This window comes from Streptomyces sp. NPDC058864, assembly GCF_042742985.1.
Classification (GTDB): Bacteria; Actinomycetota; Actinomycetes; order Streptomycetales; family Streptomycetaceae; genus Actinacidiphila.
This window is the reverse complement of sequence record NZ_JBHYMQ010000104.1, coordinates 1-19,773: the sequence shown is the minus strand read 5'-3', so window position 1 is coordinate 19,773 and position 19,773 is coordinate 1. Positions and strand designations below refer to the sequence as shown.

The 19,773-nt window shown below is 72.1% G+C and carries 21 protein-coding genes; 10 read left to right on the top strand and 11 right to left on the bottom strand.

Features of this window, described 5'->3' with window-relative positions:
• From ACFW3D_RS39570 to ACFW3D_RS39555, 4 genes are all read right to left on the bottom strand, one after another.
• A partial coding sequence (locus ACFW3D_RS39570) for an ATP-binding cassette domain-containing protein (protein WP_500513064.1) occupies window positions 1-335 on the bottom strand: 335 nt, incomplete at its 3' end.
• 75 nt (window positions 336-410) lie between these two features.
• On the bottom strand, window positions 411-1,253 hold the full coding sequence (locus ACFW3D_RS39565; RefSeq protein WP_500513062.1) for a DUF4097 family beta strand repeat-containing protein: 843 nt from the start codon (window positions 1,251-1,253) through the stop codon (window positions 411-413).
• An 83-nt stretch (window positions 1,254-1,336) separates the two neighbouring features.
• Window positions 1,337-1,861 carry a toxin-antitoxin system HicB family antitoxin gene (locus tag ACFW3D_RS39560; RefSeq protein ID WP_500513060.1) on the bottom strand — a complete coding sequence of 175 codons (525 nt, stop codon included), beginning with the start codon at window positions 1,859-1,861 and terminating at the stop codon, window positions 1,337-1,339.
• Window positions 1,862-2,205: 344 nt separating this feature from the next.
• Window positions 2,206-2,883 (bottom strand): type 1 periplasmic-binding domain-containing protein, encoded by a 678-nt coding sequence (locus ACFW3D_RS39555; protein ID WP_500513058.1) that lies wholly within the window; start codon window positions 2,881-2,883, stop codon window positions 2,206-2,208.
• A gap of 173 nt (window positions 2,884-3,056) precedes the next feature.
• On the opposite strand from ACFW3D_RS39555, the gene ACFW3D_RS39550 reads away from it, so the two are divergent.
• The 3 genes from ACFW3D_RS39550 (at window position 3,057) to ACFW3D_RS39540 (ending at window position 7,481) form a co-directional block, all read left to right on the top strand.
• Window positions 3,057-4,265 (top strand): HupE/UreJ family protein, encoded by a 1,209-nt coding sequence (locus tag ACFW3D_RS39550; protein ID WP_500513056.1) that lies wholly within the window; start codon window positions 3,057-3,059, stop codon window positions 4,263-4,265.
• A 130-nt stretch (window positions 4,266-4,395) separates the two neighbouring features.
• Window positions 4,396-6,321: a purple acid phosphatase family protein gene (locus tag ACFW3D_RS39545; protein ID WP_500513054.1), complete on the top strand. Its 1,926-nt coding sequence runs from the start codon at window positions 4,396-4,398 to the stop codon at window positions 6,319-6,321.
• A 71-nt stretch (window positions 6,322-6,392) separates the two neighbouring features.
• Entirely contained in the window at window positions 6,393-7,481 is a 1,089-nt protein-coding gene (locus ACFW3D_RS39540; protein ID WP_500513052.1) for a WxL protein peptidoglycan domain-containing protein, read from the top strand.
• A gap of 166 nt (window positions 7,482-7,647) precedes the next feature.
• Here ACFW3D_RS39540 and ACFW3D_RS39535 read toward each other — a convergent pair whose 3' ends face one another.
• Together ACFW3D_RS39535 and ACFW3D_RS39530 are read right to left on the bottom strand one after the other, a co-directional pair.
• Window positions 7,648-8,163: a VOC family protein gene (locus tag ACFW3D_RS39535; RefSeq protein WP_500513050.1), complete on the bottom strand. Its 516-nt coding sequence runs from the start codon at window positions 8,161-8,163 to the stop codon at window positions 7,648-7,650.
• A gap of 199 nt (window positions 8,164-8,362) precedes the next feature.
• Window positions 8,363-9,280, bottom strand: a complete 918-nt coding sequence (locus ACFW3D_RS39530) for a hypothetical protein (protein ID WP_500513048.1) — start codon at window positions 9,278-9,280, stop codon at window positions 8,363-8,365.
• A gap of 511 nt (window positions 9,281-9,791) precedes the next feature.
• Between ACFW3D_RS39530 and ACFW3D_RS39525 the strand changes: the two genes are divergently transcribed.
• The 5 genes from ACFW3D_RS39525 (at window position 9,792) to ACFW3D_RS39505 (ending at window position 14,488) form a co-directional block, all read left to right on the top strand.
• Entirely contained in the window at window positions 9,792-10,880 is a 1,089-nt protein-coding gene (locus ACFW3D_RS39525; protein WP_500513046.1) for a hypothetical protein, read from the top strand.
• Window positions 10,881-11,269: 389 nt separating this feature from the next.
• Window positions 11,270-11,572 (top strand): hypothetical protein, encoded by a 303-nt coding sequence (locus ACFW3D_RS39520; protein WP_500513044.1) that lies wholly within the window; start codon window positions 11,270-11,272, stop codon window positions 11,570-11,572.
• Between the two features lie 188 nt (window positions 11,573-11,760).
• Window positions 11,761-12,165, top strand: coding sequence for a RidA family protein (locus ACFW3D_RS39515; RefSeq protein WP_500513042.1), 405 nt, complete (start codon window positions 11,761-11,763; stop codon window positions 12,163-12,165).
• 74 nt (window positions 12,166-12,239) lie between these two features.
• On the top strand, window positions 12,240-13,193 hold the full coding sequence (sigJ, locus tag ACFW3D_RS39510) for an RNA polymerase sigma factor SigJ (RefSeq protein WP_500513040.1): 954 nt from the start codon (window positions 12,240-12,242) through the stop codon (window positions 13,191-13,193).
• Window positions 13,194-13,291: 98 nt separating this feature from the next.
• Window positions 13,292-14,488 carry an NAD(P)/FAD-dependent oxidoreductase gene (locus tag ACFW3D_RS39505; protein ID WP_500513038.1) on the top strand — a complete coding sequence of 399 codons (1,197 nt, stop codon included), beginning with the start codon at window positions 13,292-13,294 and terminating at the stop codon, window positions 14,486-14,488.
• An 83-nt stretch (window positions 14,489-14,571) separates the two neighbouring features.
• Here ACFW3D_RS39505 and ACFW3D_RS39500 read toward each other — a convergent pair whose 3' ends face one another.
• Window positions 14,572-14,892 (bottom strand): hypothetical protein, encoded by a 321-nt coding sequence (locus tag ACFW3D_RS39500; RefSeq protein WP_500513036.1) that lies wholly within the window; start codon window positions 14,890-14,892, stop codon window positions 14,572-14,574.
• Between the two features lie 133 nt (window positions 14,893-15,025).
• Window positions 15,026-16,039 (bottom strand): DUF1259 domain-containing protein, encoded by a 1,014-nt coding sequence (locus tag ACFW3D_RS39495; protein WP_500513034.1) that lies wholly within the window; start codon window positions 16,037-16,039, stop codon window positions 15,026-15,028.
• A gap of 244 nt (window positions 16,040-16,283) precedes the next feature.
• On the opposite strand from ACFW3D_RS39495, the gene ACFW3D_RS39490 reads away from it, so the two are divergent.
• Complete coding sequence (locus ACFW3D_RS39490; protein ID WP_500513032.1) at window positions 16,284-16,670, top strand: DUF3592 domain-containing protein; 387 nt, start codon at window positions 16,284-16,286, stop codon at window positions 16,668-16,670.
• A gap of 277 nt (window positions 16,671-16,947) precedes the next feature.
• Here ACFW3D_RS39490 and ACFW3D_RS39485 read toward each other — a convergent pair whose 3' ends face one another.
• The 3 genes from ACFW3D_RS39485 to ACFW3D_RS39475 all read right to left on the bottom strand — a co-directional run bounded on the left by ACFW3D_RS39485 (window position 16,948) and on the right by ACFW3D_RS39475 (window position 19,228).
• Window positions 16,948-17,511 (bottom strand): hypothetical protein, encoded by a 564-nt coding sequence (locus tag ACFW3D_RS39485; RefSeq protein WP_500513030.1) that lies wholly within the window; start codon window positions 17,509-17,511, stop codon window positions 16,948-16,950.
• A 129-nt stretch (window positions 17,512-17,640) separates the two neighbouring features.
• Entirely contained in the window at window positions 17,641-18,567 is a 927-nt protein-coding gene (locus ACFW3D_RS39480; RefSeq protein WP_500513028.1) for a class I SAM-dependent methyltransferase, read from the bottom strand.
• 439 nt (window positions 18,568-19,006) lie between these two features.
• The gene (locus ACFW3D_RS39475; RefSeq protein ID WP_500513026.1) at window positions 19,007-19,228 is read right to left on the bottom strand and encodes a hypothetical protein; all 222 of its coding nucleotides are present in this window, start codon (window positions 19,226-19,228) and stop codon (window positions 19,007-19,009) included.
• 204 nt (window positions 19,229-19,432) lie between these two features.
• On the opposite strand from ACFW3D_RS39475, the gene ACFW3D_RS39470 reads away from it, so the two are divergent.
• The coding region (locus ACFW3D_RS39470) for a DNA-directed RNA polymerase subunit alpha (RefSeq protein ID WP_500513024.1) at window positions 19,433-19,773 on the top strand (341 nt) is incomplete at its 3' end.

Sequence of the window (19,773 nt, the reverse complement as noted above, 5' to 3'; positions counted from 1 at the left end):
ATGAGGAGCATGTTCTCCTCACCGGTGATCAGCCCGTCGACCGCGGAGAACTGCCCGGTGACGCCGATCGCCGCGCGCACCGCCTGCGGCTCGGCCGTGATGTCGTGGCCGGCGACCTGGGCCTGCCCGCCGTCGGCGGTGATCAGCGTGGACAGGATCTTCACGGCCGTCGTCTTGCCCGCGCCGTTCGGACCCAGCAGCGCGAACACGGAACCGGCGGGGATGCGCAGGTCGATGCCGTCGAGGACGGTCCTGTCACCGAAGGACTTGCGCAGACCGATGGCGGAGACGGCGGCCGGCGCCGCGTTCCCGTCGGTCTTGATGGATGTGGGCATGACAGATGAAGGCATGGAACCCTCCGATCGGAGGCTGAAGTGGACGGGGGACGCGCGCGGTCGGGGCCTCGGTGCTCAGGCCCGGGCGCGGTGGATCTCGATGTTGCCCCAGCGGGTCCGGGCGTGGACCTCGACGGTGTCCTCGGCCTGCTGCGGGGGCTCGGAGCCGTCGAGCGTGCTGCGCACCTGTCCGCGCTCGGAGCTGACGTCCAGCCAGGCGGCCGTACCCTCGCGGATGCCGACCTCGATGGCACCGTAGGAGGTCTCCAGCCGGACGGCGCCGCGGGCGACCTCGGCGACGCGCAGGTTGCCGTGGGCGACGGTGGCCGTGACCGATCCCTCGGCGCGCGCGACGTCGACGTTGCCGTGGGCTCCGCGCACCCTCAGCTCGCCGAGCGCGGCGCCGACGGTCGTGGTGCCGTGCGAGTTCTTCATGTCGGCGGGGCCGTCGATGGTGCCGACGCGCAGGCTGCCGGAGCTGGTGGTGATCTCCGCCGCGCCCTCGACGCGGTCGACGGTGACCGTGCCGTGGGAGGCGGTCAGCTGCAGCGGGCCGGTCGTGTCGAAGCGGACGTCGTTGGAAGAGGTCTTCACCTTGACCTCGCCGAGCCGGCCCTCGCCGAGCACCTGGGTCCACGAGCCGGTCACGTCGATGCGGGAGCCCGTGGGCAGTTCGACCGTCACGTCGACGGCGCCGCTGGGCCCGATGAGGAAACGCTCCTTCGTCCTGACGGTCAGGGTGCCGCCCGCGTACGTCACCTCGGTCTGCTCGGCGGCCCGTACGTCCTTGTCCCGCTTCGCCTCGCGCGGCCGCACCTCGACGACGGTGTCGGAGCGGTCGCCCGCGGTGAACCGGATGGAACCGGCGCCCACGTGGGCGGTGACCGAGATCGGTTCGGGGGTGTCGAAAGTAGGCATGGCTGTCCCGTCCTCCTGAGTCCTTGGGTCGTCCCCGCTGGTGGGACGTGATCTGGGTGAAGTGGTGCGGGGCGCGGGCGCGGTTAGCGAACCCAGCCCCGGAGGCTCTGTGCGGTGGTGCGGGTCTTCTCCGTCGCGCGCGGCTGCGGGGCGCCGTCGACCGCGGCCGACACGGCCCGTACCAGCCACGCGTTGACCGACAGGCCCTCGCGGCTCGCGGCCTCCTCGGCTCGGGCCTTGAGGTGCGCCGGCAGTCGCAGGTTGACGCGGGCGGTGCCGCCCTCGTCGCCCTCGGCCGGTGCCGGTGCCGGTGCCTTGAGGGGTTCGGCGGGCACGCTGCCCATGTCCGCGGGGCCGCTGCCGGCGGGCGGCAGCGTCACCACGAAGTCGGGGTCCAGTCCGCGCAGCCGTACGTCGACCGAGCCGGGGGCGAGTTCGCGGGTGATCTCGTCCATCGCGGCGGACAGCACGTTGAGCATGGTCAGGCGGGTCGCCGACTCCAGGGGAGCGGTGAGCCGCTCGGCCAGCTCGCGCGCGTCCTCCCCGCCGGCTTCGGCGGCCACCGCGAGTTCGCGGCGGAGGGTGTCGACATACGGGGTGAGGTCCATGACGTCATAGTGGCACCACTGTGGCGCCATGCGCAAGCCTTTATGGCGCACCGAGTGGCGTCAATCTGTACGCAGGTGCCTTGACCTGCGGAAACGTGGTGGCGTCGATGTGCGCCACGGTGGTGCCGCGTATGCCTGATGTGCCATCCATGGCGCCACATGGCACCGGGTGGCGTCAGGTGGCGCCATGCGGTGCCATGCGGTGCCAGGTGATGCCGCCACGGGTGCGCCCGTCAGGCGATCGGCCCACGCGCTCCTAGGTGACGGCGGCGGTGGCGTGGACCGCCAGCAGCCGCCCGAACGGAAGCGCGGGCGGATCGCCGGCGGACGGACGCCGGGGGACGCTATCCCTCGTGCTCGTCCAGCCAGAGGACGATCCCGGTCACGCCGCCCAGGACGGCCGCGACGCCCGCGCGGATCGCGGCGGCGCAGCGGGCGGGGGTGAAGGTGGCGGGGTCGTAAGTGGAGGACATGCCCAGGCCCTCGCCGCGGAACGACGCGCCGGACCAGTCGACGGCGGTGACGTTGGCGGTGGGCTCGGCCAACTCCGCGCCCACCACGAGGAACTGCTGGGAGAGGTGGTTCGGGGTGACCGTGGCGAGGGGGTCGACCAGGTCGTTGCCGGCGCTGACGACGAGGTCCGGCCGCATCTCCATGGCGCGGGTGACGGCGGGGAGGAGGTCGGCGGGGTGGCCGGCTTCGACCTTCCTGAGGTCGACGTGCTCGGCCTCGGCCCACTGCTCGACCGCGGTCACGAGCGCCTTGGTGGGGCGGTCGTCGCCCGAGGTGAGCAGGACGACGCGGTAGCCCTTCGACGGGTGGACCCCGGACCAGGAGCCGGGCCGCGGGGTGGCGGTGGCCTCGGGGGCGGGCGGGGCGGCGCGGTCGACGAAGCCGGGGCCGGGGGCACCGACGGCACTGGGCCGGGGGTGCGGGTCCGACCAGTCGTCGCCGGAGCCGCATCCGGTGAGCAGCGCGGCGGCCGCGGCCAGGACGGCGGCGGCCCGAAGCGTGGGGCGCAAGGCGATCGACCTCCGGGTGTGACAGGTGGTGCCGTCCCCATCCTGCAATCCGTCCCCCCGTCGCCTCCATCCACCGGGGGCCGTTGTCGAACTTGTTTTCGCACGATTCGCCGACCGGCCGGTTCCGGTTCACCCATGACGTGCACGGTGCAGTGGCAACCTGAAGGAGCCACATGTCACATCGCCTGCGCCGCAGCCTCGTCGGGATCACCGCGGCGGTGATCGCCTTCCTCGGCCTCGGGCAGCAGTCCGCGTTCGCGCACGGGTTCACCTCGACCGTGTACGCGGACGTCGCCCCGTCCGACGGGGGCCGCATACGGACCACGCTGGAGCTCGAGTACGACCTCTTCGTCGTGTCCGCCGCCGACTACCTGCACGACGACGCCCTCTTCCGCGAGGGGACCGCCGCGTTCGACGCCGGCGACTCCGCAGCCCAGGCCGCGGCGCTGGAAGCGCACGCGAAGTCCGCCGTCGCGTACGCCACCGAGCGCTTCACGGTGGCCTCCGACGGCAGGGCCTGCGCCGCGACCCTGGCCGGCGGCTTCACGATGGGCACCCGGGAGGGCGTGCCGTACGCCACCCTCCGGCTGGACTGGAACTGCCCGCCTGGCGAGGACCGTGAGGTGCGCAGCGGGCTGTTCCCCGACTCCGAGGGCTACGTCAAGGGCACCAAGACGATCGTCACGTACGCGCTCGACGGCGGCTCGGGCAGTGCCGCGCTCGACGCCGAGCACCCGTCCTTCTCCCTCGGCCAGTCCTGGTACGAGCGGTTCTGGGAGTTCTTCCGGCTCGGCGCCGAACACCTGCTGACCGGGATCGACCACATCCTGTTCCTGCTCGCCCTGATCGCCGGTTCGCGGCGGCCGCGCGAGATCGTGCTGGCGGCCACCAGCTTCACCCTGGCGCACTCGGTGACGTTCATGCTCGCCGCGCTGGGCGTGGTCGACGTGCCCGCGCGGATCGTGGAGCCCGTCATCGCGCTGTCGATCGCCGTGGTCGCCGGCTGGTACCTGTGGCGGATCTGGCGGCGCGGGGACCACGCGACCGAGCTCGAGGTCCCCGGGCAGGGGCACTTCAGCCTGGACCGGGCCGGATGGACCCGCCTCGGCGTCGTGTTCTGCTTCGGCCTCGTGCACGGCCTGGGCTTCGCGGGCGCGCTGGGCATCGACGAGGCGTGGTCGTGGACCCTGCTGTGGTCCCTGCTGGTGTTCAACGTCGGTATCGAGGCGGTCCAGTTGGCCATCATCGCCGTCGTCTTCCCGCTGCTCCTCGTGCTCCGCCGCCGCTCGGCGCGGGCCGGGCTGTGGGCCACCGGTGCGATATCCGCGGGGGTGTCCGTGATGGGGCTGGTGTGGTTCGTGCAACGAGTGTCCGGATTCTGAGACTCCGTCCAGGGCTCGTGCGAAGTTCAACTAGCACGTAGCTCGCATTTATGTTCGCTTTACCTGGCGAGATGAGCGTGGGGGTCTCCACTCGATGCACACGATTCGTGCACAGAAGGAAAAGACAAAAATGAGATCGAGCAACTCCTCGCGGACCTCCGGGTCCGCGCGGCGCCGTGTGGCCACCGGGGCCACCGCGGCGTTCCTCGGCCTGACGGTTGCCCTCGGCAACGGGCTGGTGACCCAGGCGTCCGCCGCCGACACCGCCACCCTCAGCGGCATCGTCCTCGGTGTCGGCGCCAACGAGACCCAGCGCACCGTGACCTGGTACTCCTCCGCCGACACGGCGCAGCAGATCCAGGTCGCCCCGACCGCGCAGGTGACCGACGGCCAGTTCCCGGCCGGCTCCGCCACCTTCGACGCCATCGGCGCGGCGAACATCGCCACCAGCGGCGGCTTCAACCGCCACGCGACGATCACCGGCCTGAAGGAGAACACCCAGTACTCCTACCGCGTCGGCAGCGAGGGCAACTGGTCCGCCGCGTACTCCTTCAAGACGCAGGACTTCGAGGGCGAGTACGACTTCCTGTTCTACGGCGACCCGCAGATCGGTTCGTCCGGCAACCTGGCCGCCGACCAGGCCGGCTGGCAGGACACGGTCGACGTCTCGCTGCGGGCCAACCCGAACGCCGAGATCCTGGTGTCGGGCGGTGACCAGGTCGAGACGGCCAACACCGAGTCCCAGTGGAACTCCTTCCTCGCTCCCGACGGACTGCGCCAGTACCCGTGGGCCGCCACCATCGGCAACCACGACGTCGGCGGCAAGGCCTACGAGCAGCACTTCACCACCCCGAACACCGACCGCTCGGCCCCGTACTACGACAACGGGAACCCCGCGGGCACCAAGTCCGGCGGTGACTACTGGTACATCTACAAGGACGTGCTGTTCATCGACCTGAACAGCAACAGCTACAACTCCGCCAACGGCGGCGGTGACGCGGCGCACGTGAACTACGTGACCGACGTCATCAACAAGCACGGCAACGAGGCCAAGTGGAAGGTCCTCGTCTACCACCACGCGATCTACTCGCCGGCCTCGCACGCCAAGGACGGCGACAACAAGCAGCGTCGTCTGGACTTCCCGACGACGTTCTCCAAGCTCGGGGTGGACCTGGTCCTGCAGGGCCACGACCACAGCTACTCCCGCAGCTACCTGATCAAGAACGGTGAGAAGGAGAACCCGGCCGAGCAGCCCGGCGCCTCCGACGTGTACCCGGGTCCCGGCGGCGTCCTCTACGTGACGGCCAACTCCGCCTCGGGCTCGAAGTACTACGACATCACCAAGCCCGACACCAGCGGCACCAGCGGCGCGGGCAACGGCGCCGACCCGCTGAACCCGGACAACTACTGGTACAACTCGGTCCAGAACCAGGAGCACGTCCGCACCTACGTCAAGGTCCAGGTGCGCAACGACAAGCTCGTGGTCGAGAACATCCGCAGCGCCGCCAACGGCCCCGACCAGCCGGTCGGTTCGCACGTCGACGACGTCACGGTGCACCCGTACCACGGGGACAAGCAGGACCTGCAGGTCAACGTCCCCAACCCGGCTCCGGGCGAGTTCGGCTGGACCATCGACGGCTACAACGGCCTGGTGGACCTCGGTACCGCCAAGGAGGAGAACGGCGACCACTTCGTCGCGGGCGGCAAGATCAACCCGATCCTCGTCTCCGACAGCCGCCGTTCGCTCGCCCCGTGGTCGATCTCGGCCAACGTGGGTGACTTCAAGGACGCCGACAAGACGTTCTCCGGCTCCTACCTCGGCTGGACGCCGTACGTCCTGGACGGCGGCGCCGGTGCCAAGGCCGGTGACCCGGTGACGTCCGGTTACGACGACCACGGCCAGGGCCTGTCCGTCTCGCGTGGCCTCGGCTCCGCCGAGCAGGGCCACCCGCGGGGCTCCGCCAAGCTCGGTGCCGACCTGGATCTGAAGATCCCGGACAGCGTCGAGAAGGGCGGCTACCGCGCCACCCTCACGATCACTGCGCTGAGCAGCTGACCGTACCCGTTTGACGGCGGGGCAGGCACCGTCGGTGCCTGCCCCGCCCCCCGCTCCAGGAGAACCCCGACATGCACCCGTCCGCACCGCGCCGCACGACGCCCCTCGCCCGCACCGCCGTCCTGGTCCTGCTCGCGGCCCTCGCCCTCGTGGGCCTCCACGCGGGTCCCGCCCGGGCGGCCGACGGCGACGTCACCTGGACGGTCAGGACGGCCGCGAACGCCTTCGGAGACGACCGGTCCAGCTACAGCTACACCGCGAACCCCGGCGGACAGGTCAAGGACGCCATGGTCGTGGCCAACCGGAGCACCACACCGCTGCGGCTCGCGCTCTACGCCTCCGACGGCTACACCACCGACACCGGGCAGCTCGACCTGCTCACCAAGGACAAGAAGTCGGTCGGGATCGGCGCCTGGGTCCACGCCGACCGCGACAGCGTCGAGATCAAGCCCGGCAAGACCGCCGAGATCCCCTTCACCGTCACCGTCCCCGGCAACGCCACCCCCGGCGACTACGTGGGCGGCATCCTGACCTCGCTCAAGCAGTCCGACGAGGCCCAGGGCATCAACGTGGACCGCCGCCTGGGCATCCGGGTCAAGCTGCGGGTCAGCGGCGAGCTCAAGCCGAAGCTCGCGGTCGAGGACCTCCACGTCGACTACAGCGGCCCGGCCAACCCCTTCGGCACGGGCGACGCCACCGTCACGTACACGATCCACAACACCGGCAACGCGATGCTGTCGGCGCGCCAGTCCGTCTCGGTGGCCGGTCCGTTCGGATGGCTGCGGACGAAGGCCGGCGACATCCCCGCCCCGCCCGAGCTGCTCCCCGGCGAGAGCTGGAAGGTGAAGGTGCCCGTCCACGGCGTGGCTCCCGCGGTCAGCCTGACCGCCACCGCCACGCTCACCCCGATGCTCAGCGACGCGTCGGGCTCCATCACACCCCTGGACCCGGTCGAGGCCACGGCGCACGGCTGGGCCGTCCCCTGGGTCCTGGTCCTGCTGATCGTGCTCCTCGCCGCGGCCGCCGTCGCCGCGTTCCTCCTCACGCGCCGCGGCCGCGCACGGCGCAAGCAGCGCGAGGACGGCCGCGTGCGGGACGCCGTGGAGAAGGCACTCCGCGAGCAGGACGCGCAGACGGCGCAGACGTCGGAGAAGAGCTGACGGCGGAGAAGAGAAGAGCTGACAACGGCCCCCTGACACCGTCCCTTCCGGGCGGGCGGCAGGGGGCCGCTTCACTGCATGCCGGAAGCCGCGCGAGCCGGTGTCGTACCCGGGCGCCGCGCGGCGCCGGCACGGCGGGAGGCACCGCCGCGGAGCCGGGGACGGGTCAGAGGATGTACTCGCCCATCGCGTAGCCCTTGGGCTCCGTGATGAGTTCGATCCGGAGCCCGTTGGGGTCGGCCAGGAACATGCTCTCCGCGACCTCGGTCGGGAAGGCCGCGTACGGGAGGTCCCGCTCCTCGAGGCGGGCCTTCACCATGGCGAAGACCTCGGGCGTGACCGTCAGCGCGACGTGGTGGCCGCCGCCGATCGTCTCCGCGTAGTCGGGGTGGGGGTGGCCCGGGAAGTCGAAGAAGGCGAGCATGTTCTCCCCGCCCATGTCGAAGAAGAAGTGCGTCGATCCGCGGTAGTCCCGGTTCTCGATCAGGTCCACCAGCGGCAGGCCCAGGACGTCCCGGTAGAAGAGGATGGTCTCCTCGACGTCGCGGGCGATGAACGCGGCGTGGTGGACGCCCTGCGTGGTGGGCGCGGGGCGCTCCCCGGCCGGCAGGAGGTAGCGGTCCCTGAGTTCGGCCTGACGCTCCAGGATCGCCTGCAGTTCCTCGCCGTGCGGCTGTGCCATGGTCGTGACTCCTCATCCTGCGGACTGCGCGGGCTGCGCGGGCGGGCCCCCGGGCGACGGTGCGGGGCCCGCCCTGCTCCATTCGTCTATGGCTTGACGCTTCAAGTGAACATAGAGGCAATTATTTGACGCGTCAAGAATGGGGTCGAGGGGAGACGGCCGGGGGCGGGCGACCGCCGCCGCCCGCCCCCGGCCGCGGTCAGATGACGGTGAGGGTCAGGACCGCCGTGTAGGTTCCGGGCCGTGCGCCGGCCGGGGCGTCGAGGTCCAGCCCGGCTCCGACGTCCGTGGTGCCGGGGCCGGCGCCGGTGGCCAGGGTCCGGGCCCGCCCCAGCCCTTCGCCGTCGCCGGGGAGGACCGCCGGGCCCGCCGTGACCTCCCGGACGTTGCCGCGGTCCACGATCTCGGGAGCCCAGGTCAGGCCGCTCGCGGGGATGCTCGTGCCGGCCGGGCCGGCGAAGTCGCCCGACTGGCCGGAGGCCGTCCAGCCGATGTTCCCGGGACGGCTGTCGGTGACGGTGACCGGGGTCATCCGCCCCGAGGTGTGCAGGTGCTCGCCGGACGGGTCGAGCACCGGAGCCGGCAGGTCGACGTGCGGGCTGCCCTCGATGGAGATCACCAGCGCCCCGGGCTCCACGGTCGTCTCGATCGACTGCTCGTGCCCGCCCGAGGACACCCCGTCGCACGGGGGGACGCCCACCCGGTCGCACGCCCGCGGCTGCGGAGCGCTCCGCAGCGCCGCGGCGGCCGAGGTGACGCAGCCCGAGGTGTCGACGTCGCCGGGCACGGCACCGGGGACGCGCGCCGTGGTGCTCAGGCCGTTCCCGACCAGGTTCGGCGGCAGGGGGGCGTTGCCGAGGTACGTCGACGAGCCCTGGTCGCACAGCGCGAGCGAGGCGAACGCGCCGAGCGTCCGCCCCCTGGCCGTCGCCATGCCGGGGCCGGACCCGCCCGCGGTGAACCGCCAGTGGTCGATCGGGTTCTGCACCCACGTGGACCCGGCCCCCGCGACCGGAGCGCCCGTCGCCGCACGCGCGGGCGACCCGGCGCCCAGCGCGACGAGGGCCAGTGCCGCCGCCGAGGCGACGGCCCCCCTCGTCCAGCCGCGAATGCGCACCCGCGGCCAACCACCCCGTACCGCCGTCCGGTTCAGTCGTGACACTCCCGTTCCCCTCCCGCGGCACGGCGCTCGCCGCCCGTGCCCGAACATCCCCGCGATGTCCGGCCCTTGGGCCCGGATCGCATCGCGCAAGAGTGCGCGGCACGCCGCAACCCGGTACGACGGAAAGGTGAAGGACGAACGAACGCCCCACCACGGCGCCCCACCACAGCGCCGCGCGACGGGCCGCCGCGCCGAGAGCCATGCCCCGGCCCGGAGCCGGGCGGGCTCGCGCGCAACACCCTTGCCCGGCCCACCAGGCGCCACCACTTGCCCGGCGACCGCCGCATCGCGCCCCAAGAGCTGCTTCGTGCCCCGTAGTTGATCGCCCGTCCCTTTACTTCGCTCCGGATCACGGGGGAAACTGGTGCACCGTGCAGCGACCGGCGCGACGACCGCCGGCCCGTACCTGCCCAGCCTCGTGAGACGGTGCCCCCCACCCCGGCTCCACGCCCGGTGAAGGACGCCCATGCGACGCTCCACCCTGATCACCCGCGCCCTCGGCGGCATCGCCCTGGCCTGCGCCGCCGCGGCTCAGGCCCTGGTCTACGTACGTTTCGACGCGCCCGCCCCGCGCTGGGACATCCTCGCGGCGCTCGGAGCGGCAGCCGTCGCCGCCGGAGCCTGGGCCCTCGCCTGCCGCGCCGCACCGCCGCTCGGCCCGGCGCCCTCACCGACCGGGCAACCGCTCACGCCGCCGCCTCGCCGACTGCCGCTCCCCGCCCGGGAAGTGGGCCGTACGACAGGGGCGGTCCTCCTCATCCTGACACCGTTCGTGCTCGCCCGGCTGGCGGCCGGCTCGGGTGGCGTCCTGTCCGGACTGGTGATCCTCCTCGTCGTGGTGCTGACGGTGAAGACACTGCTCTTTGCACGCCGCCGGGTGAGCGAGGCCACCGTGCGCGCCAAGTTGCGGGTGCTGTCCGAGGACGCCGGACGGGGTGAACTCCACGCCGTACGCGTGCGGGTCGGGGAACCGGTCCGGATGCGGTACCTCAAGCGGGGGTCCGAACCCGGCCGGCTGGACGTCAGCCAGTTCCACTGGGTCGTCCTGCACGACGGCGAACGCGAGATCAGGCTGGCCGGGCCCGTCAAGGAGGTGGGCCGGGCAGCCCAGCGCCTCGGCGGTCAGGAAGGCTGGCTCTGCTGGCCGGAGCGGTGGAAGCTGATCGAGGAGGGGGTGCCCGCGGCGTTCGTGGCCGACGGCGGCGAGGTGTTCATGGGTCTCACGGACCCGGACGAGGCGCGCCCGTACACCGGCGGAGCACACCGCCCCGCCGCCTCCGACCGGGCGGTCCGCCGCCTGCCGCGCACCGCCGCGTTCTCCGCACCCGTGCACGCCCGGATCCTCGGCGGGGCGCTGCTCGCCGCGCTGCTCGCCGGCCCCGTCCTCTACGTGGGACCCGACCGTCTGCACTGGGCGGTCGACTGGCTGCTGTGCGCGCTGGCCGCGGCGTCGGCCGTCGTCCTCCCGCTGCGCGGTACCGGGGAAGCGAGCCGGGCCCTGCCGGAGGGCCCGAACTGGTCGGTGCGCGAGGAGTCGGACCCGGCGATCGCGTGACGCGGGCCAGCCGCCGCGCGGGGACGGGCGGCGGCCACGGAGGGTCACTCCGGACCCCGGTCCTTGGCCATGGGGTGGCGGTGGGTATCCGGTCGCCCCAAGGGCCCCGAAGATTTCCAACGGGGTCATCGCATAGCCCCTGACCTGCGGAAAAGCGGCCGCGATGACGCCGCGTCGCGGCGCTTTCTTTTGACTCCGGGCCCCACCCGTGTCACGGTCATGTCCTCGGCGTTTGCCGCCTTGCATCACGGCGTCCCTGCCCGGTGAGCGAGAACGCGTGGGTCACGTGCCCCTCGTCCTACCGGCTCCAGGCACACGAAGCCGGTTCGACGACGGTCGGAAATGGCACGGCCGTTGTCCACCAATCTTCCCGTACGAAGGAGATTGACATGCGTGCAAACATCACCGTCCGCCGGACTGTCGCCGCGGCGCTCGCGGCACCGATGCTCGCCTTTGTCGCGGCGGGCACCGCCGACGCGGCACCGCAGACCGTGACCTCAGTCGCCCGTCCGACAGCCGTGACCAGCTACGTCCAGGGCGGTGGAGGCTTCGGCGGCATCGGCGGCTTCCGCGGCAACGGGTTCTACGGCAACAACTTCTACGGCGGTTTCGTCCCCGCCGTGGTCGTCCCCGTGGTCGTCCCCGTCGGCGGCTTCGGTGGCTTCGGCGGCGGGTACTTCCCGTTCCGTTAAGGGCTCACCGCCCCTGGCGGCCACCTCAGCACACCGCGCCCGGCCGGAGGGCCCGTGACGAACCGCCACGGGTCCTCCGGCCGGCGCCGCGGTCGCGTCGCCGCCCCTGTCACACCTCCACGGCGGCTCCGGTCTCAGCTGTCGGCCCCCGACGCGGGGCCGTTCCGGTCGACGACGAGGAGACAACCGTGACCGTCCAGTCCAGCGCATTCGGCTTCGGCATGCCGTGGGAGTCGCTCTACGGGTACAGCCAGGCCGTCCAGGCCGGCGAAACGCTCTACATCTCGGGGCAGTTGTCCCACGACGGTGACGGAACCTTCATCGGGACCGGTGACTTCGAACTCCAGATGAGGACGACCCTCGACAACCTCGACCGCGTGCTGGAGCACTTCGGTGCCCGCCGCGACCAGATCGTCGAGACCACCGTCCTGGTCCGGGGCCTGCGGGACCACTTCGACACCGCCGCCCGCCTGCACGCCGCGTACTGCGGCGACCACCGCCCCACCAGCACCGTCATGGGCGTGTCCGACCTGGCACTGCCCGACCAGCTCGTCGAGATCGGCGCGGTCGTCCGGCTGGACATCGCGCACTGAGTCACGCGCCCGGGCACACACCGGCCGGAGCCGGCGGGGCCCGCCCGCACACCCGGGCGGCTAGGATCCGGGCCATGGCCCTGACCCCGCACGACGTGGACCGGTTCGAGGCGTCCAGGCCCCGCCTGGAGGCCGTCGCCTACCGTCTCCTCGGCTCCGCGAGCGAAGCCGAGGACGCCGTGCAGGAGACGTTCCTGCGCTGGCAGGCCGCCGACGTCGAGCGTGTCGAGGTCCCCGAGGCGTGGCTGACGAAGGTGCTCACCAACCTGTGCCTCAACCAGCTCACCTCGGCCCGGGCCCGGCGTGAGACCTACGTCGGCCAGTGGCTCCCCGAACCGCTGCTCGCCGGGGACCCCATGCTCGGCCCGGCCGACACCGCCGAACAGCGCGAATCGGTCTCGTACGCGGTCCTCCTCCTGCTGGAGCGCCTCACCCCCAACGAGCGCGCGGTGTACGTGCTGCGGGAGGCCTTCGCGTACCCGCACCGCGAGATCGCCGAGATCCTCGACATCACCGAGGCCGCCAGCCAGCAGATCCACCACCGCGCCAGGAAGCACGTCGCGGACGGCAGGGCCCGCGGGACCGGCGCCGGGATCGACGAGGCGGCGGCCCGGCGGGTGGTCGAGGAGTTCCTGGCGGCCGCCACCAGCGGCCGGACCGAGCCGCTCGTACGGCTGCTCACCCAGGACGCCGTCGCGGTCGGCGACGGGGGCGGGAAGGTCCCGGCCCGCGCGAAGGCGTTCGAAGGCGCCCTCGCCGTCGCGAAGTTCCTGCGGGGCCTGTTCAAGCCCGGTACGGCCAAACGCGCCCTGGTCGGCGGCTCGGCCGAGGTCCACGTGACGTCCGCCAACGGCGCCCCCGCGGTCGTGGCGGTCGTCGGCGGCCGGGTCGTCGGCGTCATGTGCCTGGAGGTCACGGCCGACGGCATCACCGCCGTCCGCAACCAGGTCAACCCCGACAAGCTCGAACGCGCCACCAGGCGGTGGGCGGCCGGCGACCACGGGGAACCCCTGCTCCACGCCTTCTGACCCCCATGTGACGCGCCTCACATCCCGTTCCTGTCAGGAAACGGCGGGCCGCCCGGTTCAAGTGGCGAATCCGCTGGAGAGCAGACAGGAGCCAGGACATGCAGCACCGCATCGTCGTCCTCGGAGCCGGGTACACCGGAGCCAGCGCCGCCGGGCGCCTCGCCCGGCGGCTGCGCCGCGAGGACGCCGCCATCACCCTCGTCAACGCGGAGCCCGACTTCGTCGAGCGCGTCCGGATGCACCAGCTCGCCGCCGGCCAGGACCTCACGCCCCGGCCCCTCGGCGCGATGTTCGCGGGCACCGGCGTCGACGTGAGGACGGCGAAGGTCACCGGCGTCGACGCAGACCGCCGCACCGTCACCGTCCACGGCGCGGACGGCGCCGAGGAACTGGCGTACGACACCCTCGTCTACGCCCTCGGCAGCGGCTGGAAGGACCAGGGCGTCCCCGGCGCCGCCGAGCACGCCCACGAGATCGCCGGCCGCTCCGGGGCGCTCCGGGCGCGCGAACGCCTGGCCGGCCTGGACGCCGGACGCCCCGTCCTCGTGGTGGGCGGCGGCCTGACCGGTCTGGAGGCCGCGACCGAGATCGCCGAGGCCCGCCCGGACCTCGACGTCGCCCTCGCCGCCCACGGCGGCCTCGGCGACTGGCTCTCCCCGAAGGGCGCCCGGCACCTGCGGAAGGTCGTCGACCGGCTCGGCATCACCGTCCACGAGCACACCACCGTCACCGCCGTGGAGGCCGAGCGCGTCGTCACCGCTGACGGCACCTCCCTCCCGGCCGCGGTCACCGTGTGGACCACGGGCTTCGCCGTCCACCCGATCGCCGGCGCCACCACCCTGGAGACCACCGGCACCGGCCAGATCGTGGTCGACGGCACCATGCGCTCGGTCTCCCACCCGGACGTCTACGCCATCGGCGACGCCGCCATGGCGATGGGCGCCGGCGGCAAGCCGCTGCGGATGTCCTGCGCCTCCGGCATCCCCACCGCCTGGCAGGCCGCCGACTCCATCGCCGCCCGCCTGACCGGCGGCAAGCTTCCCGACATGCCCCTGCGGTACTTCAACCAGTGCATCTCGCTGGGCCGCAAGGAGGGCCTGATCCAGTTCGTCACCGCCGACGACCGCGCGACCGGCGCGGCCCTGACCGGACGGTTCGCCGCCCTCTACAAGGAACTGGTCTGCAAGGGCGCCGCCTGGGGCGTCGCCAACCCGACGATGGGTATGCCCACCCGCCGCCGCCGGGTCACCCTCCGGCGCGCCCCGTCCGACCCCGGCGTCCGCACGCCGGCCTGACCCGCCCCGCGCGCCGCCGGCCGCACCCGCCCGCGGGGGTCGGGTGTGGCCGACGGCGCGGACGGAAGTGCCCGGGGAGGGGATCAGGAGTTGGCCAGGAGCGCCGCCGTCGGCAGGAACGTGGCCAGGGCACTGAGCAGCCAGTAACCGCGTGCGGTGAGCGCCGTCCGGGCGGCGAGGGGCCGGTTGGCCAGCCACCACAGGACGGCGTACAGCAGCACGACGGGCCCGAAGAGCAGCAGCCCGGGCAGGATGCCGTCGTTCTCGGTCGGCTCCCGCCGGGTCAGACCCAGGCCGGCGAGCGGCCAGTTCGCGGCGAGGTACCAGACCATCCAGATCGGGACCACGCCGGGAATCCCCAGCAGCAGGTTCACGCCCAGGGCGGTGTACCACCGTCGCGCCATCGTGCCCGTCCCTCCCCGTGACCGTCTGCGGAGACGGTACAGCGCGGGGGAACGGAGCCGGCCGCCGCTCCCACCACGGGTGATCCGTGTGGAGCGGCGGCCGGGACGTGCCGACCCGCTGCCGGACGGGCGGTCAGCCGATCTCCACCGCCATCCCCTTGACGTTGGTGGCGTCCAGCGCCTTCCGGATCCCCTTGGCGAGCTTGACCGCGTCACCGACGGCCCAGAAGTGCACGAAGAACAGCCGCGGTTCGTCCACGAGCCCGTGGTTGTGCAGTTCGACGAGCTGGCACCCGGCCTGCCTGAGCGCCGCCAGGACGTTCTGGACCTCACTGGCGATCATGGCGCAGTCGCCGCTGACCGCGGCCCGGCCGTTGCCCAGCGGCTGGTAGTTGATCGCACTCGTGGATCCGAGACCCGGCGGCAGCACCATGCCGGCGTCGATGATGGTCTCCCGGCGCACGAAGGTGTTCTTGTAGACCCCGTCGTCGATGCCGCCCTTGACGCCCATCACCTTGTCGATGGCGGCCACGTCCATGTCGAGCTCGCGCGGCTTGCTGTGGTCCGGCCGCCCCGGGGGTGGGGCACCAGTACGGTCGAGCGCCGCGCGCAGGCCCTTGGCGATGGCCACGGGGTCCTTGCCGTGCGCGTGGACGTGGACCCACCAGATCTCGGGTGTCTGGGACAGCAGGTGCTTGTGGATCGCGGTCTGCTCGATCTTGCGCTCGTGCAGCACGTCGGCGAAGGACTGCATCTCCTTCTCGGTGACGACCACGTCGCCCATCAGCAGCGTGTTCCCGTCGGCGTAGCGGACGAAGGACACGTGCGAGCCCAGTGCGAGCCCCGGTTTGACGGTGACGCCCTGCGAGACCACGTTCAGGTCCCGGCGCGGCAGGCCCGTGTGGTACATGAACTCGCGCCTGATGTCGCCCGTCCGTCCCAGCGCGAGGGCCACCTCCTTCCAGTCCGTCAGGGCGGTGCGCACGGGCATGACCGACGGGTGGTTGTGCTGCTTCGACGTCCCGGTGGGCGCGCACGCGGAGATCGCCCCGCCCAGCACCGGCGCCATTGCGGCCGCGGCGAGCAGACGCCGCCGTGACGCACCCGCCTGCGGGTGGGTGTCCTGCTGTCGGTCCTCACGCATCATGTGTGCCTCCTGACGGGATGGAAGCACGGCGAACGACGGACACACCCCAGGACCGCCAGCACTGCGGCCAGGTGAGTGAAGCGCCCGTCGGCAAACGGGTGACCCCACCCGCGGAACGGGCTCCGGACCTCCTCGTGCGCGACGCCGGCAAGCGACGTCACGTTCGTCCTGATCACCCGCGGGAACACGTCCGCGCTGGTTGAATGTCCAACGGAAAGTCATGGGGCGGGCGGGGGCGGAGAGAGTGGCGAACGAGATCATCTACGACTGCGTCGCGTTCCTGATGCTGGTCGTGGTGGCATGGCAGATGCGGCTGCGGCTCATCCTCCGTTCCCGCGGTGTCCAGGTCACCGCCCACTGCTACGACCGCGAGTGGTCCGGGCAGGGCGGTCCGCAGTTCATGCTGAGCTACACCGCCGCGGACGGCAGGACGCGCACGCACCCGGCGAGCCGGGACGACCTTCCTCCTGGTGTCCGGGTCGGGGACGACATCGAGGTCCTCTACGACCCCGAGGACCCCAAGCGGGTGGCGACGGAACTGGTCGCCCGGAAGTCGGTCTGGAAGCACCACGACATGCTCGTGCTGGCGGGGTTCGCGGTCGGCATGGTGCTGCTCGTGCACCTCTCCTAGGCCGTGCGCGGCCGGGGAACCCGGCGGGACAGAGCGGAAGGCGCCGGGGAAACCGCGGACCGGGTGAGGAGGAACGGCTTCATCGGACTGACCCCGGGATTCGTGCTCATCGCCGTCGAGGCTGCCCTGTGGGTCCTGTAGCGCGCGCCATCCCGGCTCCCCGGCGGCACGGAGGACGCGCACGGGGCTGCGCGCCCCAGAGGCGGGCGGCCCGGCCGGCTTCGCGCGTGATCCGCAGCGGCGCGGCCGAGGGGCCCACGGGATGTGGCCGGGGCGCTCAGAGGACCTTGACGACCCAGCGCCGGCAGTCAGGAACGCTCAGGAACCCGGCGCCGGGCAACCGGCCCACACCCTTGAACTGGGAATGCCGGGAGAGGTGGATGGCCTCCCCGCCCCTGGCCCGGTTGAACACCAGGGCATTGGCCGTGAGTTCGGAATGGAAGTCGAAGGCCACACCGGCCGGTCCCCCTTCGTGGCGGAACACGGCGGCGCCACTGCCGGACACCGTCCCCGAGAGAAGCGGCAGTTCCTCAACGGAGAGCACCGACAGCCGCCAGCGGGCGACCCCACCGACACTGCGCCCGGGGCACCGGCGCACCACCCGCAGGGAGTTGAAGCCAGCGGGTACGACGGCCCGGGTCGGCCGGACGCCCCTGGTCCAGCCCAGTTCGCGTCCCGTGACGATCTCCGAGGACGTTTTCCGCAGCGGAAATATCTGGAAGTTGCTCGTCCACCCGCCCCTGATCTCCACCGGTACCGGCCGCTCCGGCAGTTCCTCCGAGATGTCGATCTCCCGGCTGCGCCACCCGCTCCACCCAGTACGCGCCTCATCACGGTCCACTTGCCGGCCTCTCGGTCGAAACGGAGTCCCCACGGTGCACGACGTGACTGCCGGCCATGGGCTCCTCGTCTTGTCAGTGGGCCAGTATGGCGGCCCTTCCCGCGCAGGTCGTCCGCTTCGCGCCGGCCGTCACGAGGCCCGCAGGAACGCCGAGCGCGCCGCCTTGCCGAGGTAGGTGAAGCGCGTGCCGCCCGCGAGGTGCTTGTCCAGCGCGTCCTTGATGCCGGGCCACTTGGGGTCGCCGAAGTCGTCGAGGACGACGACCGCACCCGGGGCGGCGATCTCCTCCGCCCATTCGAGGTCCTTGGCGACGCCTTCGGCCGAGTGGTCGCCGTCGATGACGATCACCCCGTAGCGGCGGTCCGAGACGGCCGCGCGGGTGTCGGGGTCCTCGGAGTAGCCGCGCTGGATCCGGGCGGCCGTGCCCGCCGGGCCGACCAGGGCGAGGTTCGTGCGGACGGCGCGTTCGTCGACCGGGGTACCGGTGGGATCGGGGCGCTCGGGGTTGCCGGGCTGGAGCTGCACGCTGGCGAAGGGATCGACGATGGTCAGGCTCGGACTGCGGCCCTCGCGCTGCATCATCCGGACCAGCCCCGCGGAGAACATGCCGTAGAGCGTGCCGATCTCCAGGATCTCGTCGTTCGGCGGGTCGAGCAGGGGGATCGTCCCGAGCTTGCCGCAGATGTTCATGGTGCCGCCGGCGATCCGGCCGACCCCGAGCGACTCCAGCGCGACCAGCAGCCGGAAGGCGGTGGCGACGTTACGGACGGCGGCCTTCCGGTTCCCGGTGAGTTCCGCCACCTCCGAGTGCAGGAGGTCCAGGGGACCGGCACCCACGATCCGCGAGGGCCCGCGGCCACGGTCGTCGAGCAGCAGGTCGACGGTGAGCAGCTTGCTCTTCATCGACTCGACCGTTTCACGGAGCGTCGCCAGCTCTGCGGCCTCACGGGTGGCCAGGGGGCGGATGCGCCGGTCGATGCGCCGGTCGATGAGGTCCGCGACCGGCCGCAGCAGACGCCGGGGAACCGAGCTGGTGAGCAGGGAGCTGGTGTTCATGACCGAAGGACCTCGATTCGTCGTGCGTCGAATGAGCGGGACGCGGTTCGCGAGTCCGGGCCAGGCTAGGTGGGCGTTTCCGCCGGTGAAGGGGAGTGAAGCTGAGGGAAACGCGAACAGGTGGCGAAATCGACATGGCGGAATCGCAAGATCCTGATGTTCGGAACCGCGGTCACGCGCCCCGTCCCGCCCCGCGGCACAGCGGCGCGGGCCCCCTGGGTCCCGGGCCGCGGTGGGGCGCAGTGGGGCGAAAAGGGTCCCGGAAGCCGGGACCGGGTTCGCCCGCAGGTCACGTGCCGTGCCGATGGCCCCGGCGTCCAGGGCTCCGAAGGGTGCCGCGTACGCGGGGGAGGAGCGCCCAGGGGGCGAGGGGCACGCCGTCACCCGGGCACGGCTGACCCGGTCCCGGCGGCAGTGCCGTGACCCGGTACAGCCGGTCCTACAGCTTGGTCATCTTCGTGTACGGGCTCAGGATCCGCATCTGCGTCGAGCCGAAGTCCACGAGTGCCGCGGGTCCATCGTCGATTCCGATCACCCGGCCGAGGCCGTAGATGTCGTGCGTGACCTGGTCGCCCACGGCGAAGTGCTTGGGAGCCGGGGCGACCGGGGCCTTGAAGGGGCTGGTGGGCAAATGGCGCTTCGGTGCAGAGGGCTTTGTCATCGCCCCCAGTATGCACCCACGAAATGTGCTGGTGGCAGCCTTCAGGGGCAGGAGTTGCCGATCGCCGGACCGCGCTCCGGCGGGAGCGGGGCCCGCCGAGTGTCCGGCGGACGGGCGGGTCAGCCTCATGGGAGGCCCGACCGGCCGTACCCTTGGTGTCTACGGCGTCACATAGCGGGCGCCAAACTCTGGAGGCAATACCCCATGCTGATCGCTCAGCGCCCTTCGTTGACCGAAGAGGTCGTCGACGAGTTCCGCTCCCGGTTCGTGATCGAGCCGCTGGAGCCGGGCTTCGGCTACACCCTCGGCAACTCGCTCCGCCGTACGCTCCTCTCCTCGATCCCGGGTGCGGCCGTCACCTCGGTCCGGATCGACGGTGTCCTGCACGAGTTCACCACCGTGCCGGGCGTCAAGGAGGACGTCACCGACCTCATCCTCAACATCAAGTCGCTGGTCGTCTCCTCGGAGCACGACGAGCCGGTCGTGATGTACCTGCGCAAGCAGGGTCCGGGTGTGGTCACCGCCGCCGACATCGCGCCCCCGGC